This window comes from Pseudovibrio sp. Ad37, assembly GCF_001623075.1.
GTDB lineage: Bacteria > Pseudomonadota > Alphaproteobacteria > Rhizobiales > Stappiaceae > Pseudovibrio.
The window spans coordinates 42,267-53,856 of record NZ_LMCF01000007.1 but is presented as its reverse complement, the minus strand read 5'-3'; the positions used below and the strand labels follow the sequence as shown (position 1 = coordinate 53,856).

The following is an 11,590-nucleotide window of genomic DNA, read 5'->3' as shown; positions in this document are numbered from 1 at the left end:
CATGGATCAGGCGGACACCAAGATGAGCCAACCAGATCCGCAATGGTGTCCAACGCTGATCGGTAAGAGCAGTCCCCCATGGGGAACCGTTGTCAACCAGAAAGGCTCTCGGCAAGCCGTAGAGCTTAAAGCTCTCTTCTAAAGCCGTTTTAACTGTATTGGTGCGTTGGTCTGGGCAAGCCTTAAGGCAGGTCGCAAACCGGGAGTGGTCGTCGACAACCGTGAGAGGATGGCAACGAGTGTTATCTTCCAGCCTGATCCAACCTTTAAAATCCATTTGCCAGAGTTGATTAGGAAGAGGAGCTTCAAATCGCTGCCAATCCGGGGACCTTGGGGTTGATTTCGGTTCAATACGGTCATGGCGCTGTAAAATGGCGTGCACCGTGGAGCTTGCTGGAACTGTAATGCCTTTATGCTGCAGATAAGCGCGGATCTTTCGAGCACCCCAAGCCGGGTAAGTATCACGCACTGATAAAATCCTCTGCTCCACCTCCTGTGGTGAACGTCCAGGAGATGTTCTGGGCCGGCGGGAGAGATCATTCAAGTCTTCTCCCCCACGCCACCGCCTTAGCCATTTATAGCCTGTTTGTGGGCTGATACCGAACCGGCGACACAAGGCACGCCGATTAGCATTGTCCTGATCTGCAAGTCGGACAAACTCTTCTCGAAGTTTCATTGTTGAACACTCTTTCCAAGGCATCCCGGTCCCTCCCTGAATGCCATGTTAATGTGTCAACCATCTCTCCGAACACCTGTAACCTATGTCTCCGGTATGTACACACCGAGCCGGGATCCATAACCCCTTGCCTCAATCTTCCACTAAGGCACTCAATCAATCTCTAACACGGGGAGTATGGGTCCCGGGTCTCCGCTACGCTCTGCCCGGGATGACACCGAGGGGTGGGGTGTTGCAGAAAAACTTATTCCCCTTCTGAATTCCTCCCATACTCTGAACCTATGCCTACGTAACGGGCTGCTGGCGGAGTGACCGTCAGTTTGTCGTAGGTTGGGCGGGGCTATTGGAAGACGTAACGCACCTTTCAGTGGTCCGGTGAACCGAACTTCAAACGTGACCGCATGGTTTGAGGGGAAGGGCCCAGGACTATAGGGTATCACGCGGTGACGGATGCAGATGTACCGGCAGTAAAACCTGCTTTTGCAGATGTGTTTGTCAAAGACGGAGGAACTGTTTGGGCATGGAAACGTGTCTGGATAAGCCACTGTCTTTCCGGGAAACCGGCTATCGTGCCTTATAGGCAAAAGAGGCGACGTTGTTCATTAAAAGAAAGCCTGGGCAAGGCGTGTAGCTGATGCCGAAGAAACATTACTAATAAATAGCGCAGGTATTGCCTGCCGCCTTGCTCATCCCGACTATCGGGTTTCACATGAAAACACCGCCGGAAATCTCCAGCGGTGTTAAAACTGTTTGCGCTTTCAGTACTCAACTCAGTTTGAGCTGAGCTCTTTGTGCTTTTGCTTGAGAGCATAGAGCGCTTCCTGAGCCTGACGAGGTGTCATATCATCAGGATCAAAGGTCTCCAGAAGTTCAACAAGCTCATTGGAAACAAAGACTTCCTCTTGCTCTTCCGGCTCCGGAATGGTTTCCAGTGGTTGCGAGAAGGATGCAAAGAGCGGCAGATCATCCAAAAGCGTCTCAGTAGGCTTTTTGGTGTCTTGCTCTTCCAGCTGAGTCAGGATCTTTTGCGCGCGGCTGACAACAGTCTTCGGCAGACCAGCAAGTTTTGCAACCTGAATACCATAGGAACGATCAGCAGCGCCTTCGACGATTTCGTGAAGGAATACAACATCGCCTTTCCACTCTTTCACACGCACAGTCGCGTTGTTGAGACGCTCCAAGCGCTGCGAAAGTGCTGTGATTTCATGGTAATGCGTCGCAAACAGCGAGCGAGAGCGGTTGGTTTCGTGCAGATGCTCAATGGCAGCCCATGCGATGGAAAGACCGTCAAAAGTCGCCGTTCCGCGTCCGATTTCATCAAGAATAACCAGAGAGCGGGCCGTTGCCTGATTGAGAATAGCAGCCGTTTCCACCATCTCAACCATGAAGGTTGAACGGCCTCTGGCGAGGTCATCAGCCGCACCAACACGGGAGAACAAGCGATCCACGATGCCAATGTGGGCAGTCGTTGCAGGAACGAAACTACCCATTTGAGCGAGCACAGCGATCAATGCATTTTGGCGCAGGAAGGTTGATTTACCGGCCATGTTAGGACCAGTGATCAGCCAGATCTGGCCGTTTTCATAGCTTTCCTGCGGGCCGAGGTTGGCGTTGTTTGCCACAAATGGTTCGCCAGATTTGCGAAGAGCTTGCTCCACCACCGGGTGACGGCCACCTTCAATTGTGAAGGCGAGCGAACCATCAACGATTGGACGGATGTAGTTTTCCGCTTCCGCCAAAACCGCGAGAGAGGTTGAAACATCCAAAATTGCGAGAGCTTCAGCTGCTGCTTTGATCTGGCCACCGGCTTCAACAACAGCTTTGGTCAGCTCGCTGAAAATTTCCAGCTCAATCGCAAGGGCACGTTCACCTGCACTTGCGATTTTGCTTTCCAGATCAGCTAGTTCAGTGGTCGTGAAGCGCATGGCGCCAGCCATGGACTGACGATGGATAAAGCGGGCAGGATCATCCTTCATCGGATCACACTGCGCGGTCGGCGCTTCCATGAACCAGCCAAGCACATTGTTGTGCTTGATCTTCAGTGAGCGAATGCCAAGCTCTTCAGCCAGATCCGCCTGCATCTGTGCGATGACTTTTCGGCTTTGGTCACGAAGAGCTTTGAGCTCATCAAGGTCTGGATGATAGTTATGCGCAATGAAACCACCGTCTCGCTTGAGAAGCGGCGGCTCTTCCGCAATTGCGACGCTAAGCTTTTCACCCAGCGCATGCGGTGCTTGTTCCAGCTTTTGAACGGCAAAGCCAACTTCCTGAGGGAAGGCACCGCCAGAGGCCAGCAGACCTGCGATTTCTCGCGCAGACTTCATTGCAGACGCGATGGACTGCAAGTCACGCGGACCACCGCGATCCACAGCAAGACGCGACAGTGCACGAGACATATCCGGCGCGGACTTCAGCAGCGAGCGAATATCCTCGCGTTGCATGGTGTCGGACGCAAAGAATGCAATGGTATCCTGACGATAGCGGATTTGTTCCGGATCCGTAAGGGGGCCTGAAAGACGACTAGCAAGCAGACGAGAACCAGCTCCGGTCACGGTTTTATCGATGGCAGACAGCAGGCTGCCACGACTCTCGCCGGAAAGGGTTCGGGTCAGCTCAAGGTTGGCGCGGGTTGCCGGATCAATCAGCAGTTGGCCAGCAGCGGCTTCTTTAACCGGCGGATCCAGAGGAGGGCGCTCGCCGAGCTGGGTTTTGTCGATGTAGGCCAGAATGCCGCTGGCTGCGATCAACTCAGCACGGGTGTAGTTGGCGAAACCGTCCAGTGTGCCCACGGAGAAGTAGGTGGATAGACGATCCTGAGCATTTGCGCCATCAAAGAACGTGCGGGGTACAGGAGAAAGGGCCGCGCCAAGTCCTTCAACTGTCGCTCGCAATTCGGTTTCCTGAAGAAGTGCGTCAGCAAGCACCAGTTCTGATGGATCAATGCGCGCCAAATCAGCAGCAAGGCGCACGTCATCACTTTCAGCCACACGGAACATACCCGTGGACATATCAATCCAGGCGAGGCCGTAGAGGTTTCCGTCAGCCGCACTTCCGCCTTTGACCCGCGCTAACGAGGCAAGGAAGTTGTTTCGTCTGGCATCCAGAAGGCGGTCTTCCGTGATGGTGCCGGGTGTCACCAAACGCACAACATCGCGGCGAACTACAGATTTGGAGCCACGTTTTTTGGCTTCTGCCGGGTTCTCAGTCTGCTCACAGACGGAAACACGATGACCAAGGCCGATCAGTTTTTGCAGATAATCATCAGCTGCATGCACGGGAACGCCGCACATGGGAATATCATCACCATTATGCTTGCCACGTTTGGTGAGCGTAATTCCGAGAGACTGAGATGCAACTTCTGCATCTTCAAAAAACAGCTCGTAGAAATCACCCATTCGGTAGAACAGGAGACTGTCCGGATTTGCCGTCTTAATCTCAATATATTGCGCCATCATGGGTGTGACGCGGCCTTTTGCTGGGGAAGGCTTTTCAATATCTGCTGTAGTCATGGCGCAGACACTAGCAAATGGTTCTATGTGTTTCACCCGTGTCAGTTTAGTTCACAGCTTGAGAACGAGATTTTACGGGGATAATGTCGTCCAGTGATATTTGAAAAGAACACTGCGCTTGAGGGTGAGGAATTTTTCACATGCCAACCACTGATAAAACAGCAAGCTCGCAGGTCAGCTTTACTGACCAAGACGCGTTAGCTTTCCATAACGAAGGCAAACCGGGCAAGCTTGAAATCTCGCCAACCAAGCCAATGGCCACTCAGCGCGACCTGAGCCTGGCCTATTCTCCTGGCGTTGCTGTTCCTGTGCTGGCAATTGCAGAAGACGCAAGCAAGGCTTACGACTACACCACCAAAGGCAACATGGTTGCGGTTATCTCAAACGGCACTGCAATTCTTGGCCTCGGGAATCTTGGCGCATTGGCCTCCAAGCCGGTGATGGAAGGCAAGTCAGTTCTCTTCAAGCGCTTTGCGGATGTGGATTCCATTGACCTTGAAGTGGACACTGCCGACGTTGAGGAGTTCATCGACTCTGTAAAGCACCTCGGCCCTTCCTTCGGTGGCATCAACCTGGAAGATATCAAGGCGCCAGATTGCTTTATCATCGAGCAGCGTCTTCGTGAGATCATGGATATTCCGGTGTTCCATGATGATCAGCACGGCACAGCTATTATCGCAGCAGCGGGCTTGATCAACGCGGTTCATATGACAGATCGCGACATCAAAGATGTGAAAGTGGTTTGTAATGGCGCGGGCGCGGCTGGCATTGCTTGTATCGAGCTTGTTAAAGCGATGGGTGTTCCGCATGAGAACGTCCTTCTCTGCGATACAAAAGGTGTGATTTATCAGGGGCGTGAAGCTGGGATGAACCAGTGGAAGAGTGCGCATGCTGTAAAGACTGACAAGCGCACTCTTGAGGACGCGCTGGATGGTGCTGATGTGTTCTTTGGTGTTTCCGTGAAGGGTGCTTTGACGCCTGACATGGTGAAGACCATGGCGCCGGACCCAATTATCTTTGCGATGGCGAATCCGGATCCTGAGATTACACCAGAAGAAGCCAAGGAAGTTCGTCCGGATGCGATTGTTGCAACAGGTCGTTCTGATTACCCAAACCAGGTGAACAACGTTCTCGGGTTCCCGTATATCTTCCGCGGTGCGCTGGACGTTCATGCAACAACCATCAATGACGAGATGAAAGTTGCGTGCGCTCGAGCGCTTGCAGAGCTGGCTCGTGAAGATGTTCCTGATGAAGTGGCAGCAGCTTATCGTGGCAGCCGTCCTCGTTTCGGTCCCGAATACATCATTCCGGTTCCGTTTGATCCTCGTCTGATTTCCCGTATTCCTCAAGCAGTTGCACAGGCTGCGATGGACAGCGGTGTGGCACGTCGCCCAATCGTGGACATGGATGCGTATGTTGCGCAGCTGCAGGGTCGCCGTGATCCGATTGCCGGCACTTTGCAGCGGATCATCTCCAAAGTACGTCAAAACCCGAAGCGCATTGTGTTTGCGGAAGGGGAAGAGCCAGCGGTTATTCGCGCAGCTTCCGCCTTTGTTGCGCAAGGATTGGGCGAAGCGATCCTTGTTGGCCGTGAAGATGAGATCCGCGCCAATGCGACATCTGCCGGTATTGATGTAAACCGCCCGGGCATTCGCCTTGAAAGTGCGCGTTCATCCACCCGCAATGCGGATTACGCGGAATATCTGTACTCTCGCTTGCAACGTAAGGGCTATCTGCAACGTGATTGTCAGCGTCTCGTCAACAATGACCGTAACTACTGGGCGTCCATTATGGTTGCGCGCGGTGATGCTGATGGCGTTGTAACGGGAACAACACGAAACTATTCTGTTGCACTGGAAACCGTCAGCCGCTGCATCGATACCAAACCGGGGCACCGTGTGATTGGCGTTTCGCTTGTGGTGACACCCGGCAAAACAGTTCTTGTGGCCGATACGGCAGTTCATGACATGCCGACCTCAGAGGAACTGGCGGATATTGCGGAAGAAGCAGCGCATGTTGCCCGCCGTCTTGGTTCTGAACCACGCGTTGCTATGCTGGCGTACTCCACGTTTGGTCACCCGAAAGGTGAGCGAACTGAACGGCTTCAGGAAGCCGTCAAGATCCTTGATCGTCGCCGTGTGGACTTTGAGTATGATGGTGAGATGGGTGCAGATATTGCACTTAACATGGAGAAGATGGCGGCTTATCCGTTCTGCCGTCTGAATGGACCTGCAAACGTGCTTATTATGCCTGCGTTCCACTCCGCTTCCATCGCGACAAAATTGTTGGAAGAGCTTGGCGGATCAACGCTTATTGGCCCACTACTGGTTGGCATGGACAAGCCGGTTCAGATTGTACCGATGGGTGCTAAGGATAGTGAGATCTTCAATATGGCAGCCATTGCGGCTTACAACATCACCTAGGCCTGACGGAATTGTGAGACCAAGAAAAGCGTCGCTTCTGCGGCGCTTTTTTATTCCCTAAGCGTCTGATGGAACTACATTTCTATTTGGCAGAAATTATATTAATTACAGATCTCTCAAAAATAGCAGCATAGCCTCAAACCTCTCTTCACCTTGCCACCTAAATGCATGCGAATTGGGTACGTGTTTGTAGATATTGTTGGACCCGACATTGATAGCCTTAAGGGCTTGGGAAAGTTGGGAGTCGATCTATGGTTAAGGGTACGCTCGAAGTTACTGAGTACCAATGGGCGCAGAAGGTTTATAAGCAAAACTCATGGCCGTTTGATGCATATGACGGCGACCCAACACCTGCCTCGATTGCAGCTCATTGCAAAAATCGTGCTGCCCAATACAAAGCAAAACTCAAGAGCTACAAGGCGCTAAAATCCACTCTCCAAACAGATGCTCAGACGCTAACGTTTGATAGTCTTTGCGAGCAAACTCAAAGCCGCATGAAGAATGCAGACTATCTATTGCAAACTGGCGATTTTCTTGATGCGGATAGCACACTGGATGACATCGCAGCACTCGTTGATGGTGTCGGAATTTTAGTAGGGAAGAGTCGGGCTTCCGAGCCGCAGAAAAATGGCATCGATGGCAAGCAAACCGCTGAAAGCACAGCACCGCACGTTGATCCACTTAAAGCTCTGCAACAACGTGCAACAGAATTTTCAGCAAAGTTGAAAGGATACAAGGCGGAGCGGAAAATACTCGTTTCAAAAGATCAAAAAACCTTGTTCGATCAACTCTTCAAGCAAGCAGCTTCAACAATGACATACGTCACCAACCTAGTAAAAAGCGGAGATACGGCGGGCGCTGATCAGAGGCTTTTTGATGCGGAAGCGCAATTACAAGGCGTCCAGCAAGTACTTGAAATGCAGAAGCAGATTGTTCGCGAAACTGAAAATATTAAAACGGCTATTAAAGACGCTAATACCCGTCTTTCGGAAGCCAAGGGGCTGCGCAAAACCATTAAATCCCCACAGGAGCAAAAAGCGTTCTCGGATTCTTCAAAGCAAGCAAAAGAGCAGATTAAGCAGATTGAGGGCTTGCTTAAACGACATGAACTTCATTCCTGTCAGGCAGAATTGAAAGTCCTTAGTAATCTGGTTGAGAAAGCAGAGAGCTACATCAAGTTTGTGCCAGCTGATCCAAGCTTTAGCATTCAACTGAAGTCGATACGTTTTGAAATTCAAGCCTACTACCAGCAGGCAAATGAAGTTCCTGACAAAGCTCTTAAACGGGATTTTGAAAAGAACTATCAAGTTGCTATCAGCTTGCTAGCCGAGACAGAGGATCTCATTGAAGGTCATGGTCGTTCCTCTGAAGAAGTTATTGCAGCCAATTTAGCGACGCTTAAGAACTTAACTGAAGCATTGATAGATTGCGTGGTCAGCGCAAAGGAAGCTGCAACACAACAAGCAACTAATCAACCGACAGGAAGACGGTCGCGGCCAAACTCCGCTTCGAAGAATGCAGCTCAAAATGTGCTGAATAAAGCTCTTTCTGACTGCATGAGATCTTTGGATGAGGCTCAAGCAAACCTCAATGAAATTTTGAAGGCAGGGGCTGAGATTAAAGATGTTGCTCTTGCCAACAGCTTTGCTCAGTACAGCAGTGCAGCTCAAGCTTACATCACCGAAGGGCTACAGTATGTAGCGGATAGAAAACTACAGGAGGCACGGGGCAAACTCACTACTTGTGAGGATGCAATCAATTCAATGATTGCATTTCTGGAGTCTGCGCATTCAGCACCTGAAAACCAAGATGGGGTTTCTTCGGATCATCAGGAAGAACTAAAGATCGTTGAACCAGGGCCTGAAACTTTGCAATCCACTGAAGATGAGCAGAGAGCCGCCTTGGCAGATTGCAAGAGGCAGCTGGATCAACTTGCCGCCCGCCGAGCGAGTGCAGCGGCACAGAACCCTCAATTTCAGCAGGAGTTTCAGCATGATGAATTCCTGACATTCAAAGTTATTTCTGATGAGTTTGAGAGTCAGATTGATGCACTAATTGCCAGCGGCAATGCAGCGGACGCAAAAACACGACTGCAGGATTTTGAGAATGTCGTCCAAAATTTAGAAGATTGCGTTCAAAATGCTCTCTCATCCACTCCTCAGCCTGAAGAGGAGCAAGGAGGGCAATCAGAACCTGATCCAGTTCTAGAAGCTTCGTTAAACACTTGTCAGAGCCAGCTACAAAAACTTGTTGGGCGTTACGACAAGGCCATGGCAGGAAACCCTCAGCTTCCTGATCAATCTCTTCAAAATACGTTCCTGACCTACCAAATGGTATGGGAACAGCTCAGTAGCCAAACAGAACATTTAATACAAGAAAACCGTCTCAAGGACGCTGAAAGCAGGCTATCTGAGCTGGAAAGCTTAATCGCCAACATTGAGGATTATGCAAAGCAGAGAGCACAACCAGACAAACAGACCCGTGCTCCTGAGGTTATGCAAGTTAGCAAATCGCACGAAGACTATCTGAAGCAATATGAATCTTTGGACGCCAGCAAGAGTGTTTTCTTGCGACAAGAACTACTGATCACAGACCCTATTCTGCAGACTGAGTTTCAAACTATTAAGATTCTGTTTGAACTCGCAATGCCTGAAGCAAAAAGATGCATTAATGCCAATCAGTTGGATGGGCTATCAGTTGTAATGGCGTCTCTTGAGGAACACCGAGATCAGTTAAATAACATTCTCAATCGTGCAAGAGCGCAAAACGCCGAAGAACTTGCTAAACGCAAACAAGGGCAAGAAGCAGCCAAACAGGCCCGACTTGATGCCGCCCCCACAGTTTCTTTGAAAGACGCAGAGAAGTTCGTCTCCAACCTTTCGGCAATGCGCAAGTATGTGAAAGATCCAGCAAAGTTGAAGATCTTCGATGAGCAAGCAAGCTTTGTAAGGCTCGCGATTGCGCAGCTGAAAGAAATGGCACAAATGGGCCAGACCGGCCAGATTGACGAGATCCTGAAAACACTGGGCCGTGCAAAGGCAGAATTGCAAATGCTTGCAGATGAAAAACGCCAGATTCAGGTTAAATACACCAACCGTGCACCGGGCGTCCGCAATAATGTAGATGCTCGTAAGAAACCGAGTGGCGAAGATCCACAGTTCTTCTGCGAGGTTCAGGAAGGGCAGTTCTGTTTGAAGCATGCCATTAATGCCTGCCTCGGGTTCCAAGCAACGGACAAAAATGACTTGTTGGATGCGAGCCTCGTCAACCATTTGAAAGCGTATGAAAGCAAGACCGATGAAGAGTTCATTCGGTACGCTTCAGGTGTTCTTAAACGTGACGTAAAAACTTTGCAGAGAGAACACAGGAAGAATCCGAAAAAGCTCGCTCGTGAGGTAGCGACAGAAGAATATAAGAAACTTTACAAGACTGATCCGCTTCAGGATATCAGCAACAAAGGCAGCATTGCAGATGTGGGGCTTGAGTTGTTGAAAGCGCAGCAGCAAAAGCTCGGCCTGCCGGATCCGCAAATTACCTATATTGAGCACACGAAGACACCTGCGGAAGAGGATATTGCCCGCGAGTTGCTTAGCCATGTGGTCAACTCAGGTGAAGATCGGTTCGTGATTAATATCGGCGGACATTATGTAGCGTTCCGTCAAGTGGAAGAAGGGGATTGGTATTTGGTGAATAGCACCAGCTCCGCAGCAACGAAGATGGATCCGGTTGAGTACTGCCTAAACCATATCAAGTCTTCTAGAACACGCTTGCCAGTAATTCATTTTGAAAAACAGGTAGCGCTGTAATTCTGGTAGCTTAAGGAGTGAACAGTCCAATGCATTGCATTCTACGGTTCACTCCATCACTTAGACGCGTTGCATGTAGCCTTTGTGGACCCAGCCGATTTGTTCGGAGGTTTGGGCGTCGCGGATGCCGAGCCAGTTGCCTTTGCAGTCGGCGATGTTGATTGCTTGATTGGGAATGACGCGGCCAATGACGTTGTAATTGGTTCCAGGGCCGGTACGGAGGTTAAGCACGCCTGACTTCAATGGCTTAACTGCATACGTGCCGGCGCATGCCTGATTAAACCCGACGGGCACTTGTGGCTGGTGCTGGTAGACTGTCTGTGCTGGGGCGCTGCTTGCAAAAGCAACGAGTGCTCCACATATACCAAGGGTCATCAGATGATCGCGATAAACTCCAGATATTCTCATTGGTCCCGTCCAGTTGAGGTTCCATAAATGACCAGAACAGGGTGACAAACCCCGATAATTTTGGTCTAACGGTCATTCTGGTATTGCTTGAACACGGTGCAAATATGGTCTCTTCCGCTATGATAAAAATCTGCGGCATCTCTACAAAGGAAACTGCAGACGCGGTTACGAAAGAACAAGTCGATATGATCGGATTTGTCTTTTTTCCGAAAAGTCCGCGTTATGTTCCGATGGCTAAAGCCAAAGAGCTGGCAGATCATGTGCGCGGCAAAACGCAGATTGTTGCGCTTACTGTGAATATGGATGACGCAGGCCTTAAGGAAATTGTCGACACCATCGCGCCAGATGTTTTGCAGCTGCACGGGAGTGAAAGCCCTGAGCGCTGTGCCGAAATTCGGGAGATTTTTGGTCTACCTGTGATGAAAGCCTGCGGGATTTCATCTGCAGAAGACGTGGAGGCACTTGCGCCCTATGTTCCGCATGTAGATCGATTTCTTCTTGATGCAAAGCCACCAAAAAATTCCGATATTCCGGGAGGAAATGGTGTCAGCTTCGACTGGAAACTGCTACAAGGCCTAGAACTTGGAAAGCCTATCATGCTTTCTGGCGGCTTAAGCCCTGAAAACGTCCGAGAGGCATTGGCTATCTCTGGAGTGAGCGATGTCGATGTTTCCTCCGGCGTCGAACGCGAGAAGGGCGTTAAAGACATCGAGTTGATTGAGGCTTTTGTGCATGAAGTGCGCAGCGTTGCCGAGTGAATTTGGGAAG

At 50.6% G+C, this 11,590-nt stretch carries 6 protein-coding genes; 3 read left to right on the top strand and 3 right to left on the bottom strand.

From position 1 onward, the window contains the following. Both PsAD37_RS27375 and mutS read right to left on the bottom strand, forming a co-directional pair. A partial coding sequence (locus PsAD37_RS27375; RefSeq protein ID WP_153039659.1) for a helix-turn-helix domain-containing protein occupies nucleotides 1–700 on the bottom strand: 700 nt, incomplete at its 3' end. 746 nt (nucleotides 701–1,446) lie between these two features. After that, nucleotides 1,447–4,185, bottom strand: coding sequence for a DNA mismatch repair protein MutS (mutS, locus tag PsAD37_RS01590; RefSeq protein ID WP_063294646.1), 2,739 nt, complete (start codon nucleotides 4,183–4,185; stop codon nucleotides 1,447–1,449). A gap of 140 nt (nucleotides 4,186–4,325) precedes the next feature. Here mutS and PsAD37_RS01585 point away from each other — a divergent pair, with 140 nt between their 5' ends. Next, nucleotides 4,326–6,608: an NADP-dependent malic enzyme gene (locus tag PsAD37_RS01585; protein ID WP_063294645.1), complete on the top strand. Its 2,283-nt coding sequence runs from the start codon at nucleotides 4,326–4,328 to the stop codon at nucleotides 6,606–6,608. Between the two features lie 251 nt (nucleotides 6,609–6,859). Then, nucleotides 6,860–10,414 (top strand): hypothetical protein, encoded by a 3,555-nt coding sequence (locus PsAD37_RS01580; protein ID WP_063294644.1) that lies wholly within the window; start codon nucleotides 6,860–6,862, stop codon nucleotides 10,412–10,414. A gap of 60 nt (nucleotides 10,415–10,474) precedes the next feature. Here PsAD37_RS01580 and PsAD37_RS01575 read toward each other — a convergent pair whose 3' ends face one another. Continuing rightward, on the bottom strand, nucleotides 10,475–10,822 hold the full coding sequence (locus PsAD37_RS01575; RefSeq protein ID WP_208991627.1) for an SH3 domain-containing protein: 348 nt from the start codon (nucleotides 10,820–10,822) through the stop codon (nucleotides 10,475–10,477). A gap of 41 nt (nucleotides 10,823–10,863) precedes the next feature. Here PsAD37_RS01575 and PsAD37_RS01570 point away from each other — a divergent pair, with 41 nt between their 5' ends. After that, nucleotides 10,864–11,580: a phosphoribosylanthranilate isomerase gene (locus tag PsAD37_RS01570; protein WP_063294643.1), complete on the top strand. Its 717-nt coding sequence runs from the start codon at nucleotides 10,864–10,866 to the stop codon at nucleotides 11,578–11,580. The last annotated feature ends 10 nt before the right edge of the window (nucleotides 11,581–11,590 follow it).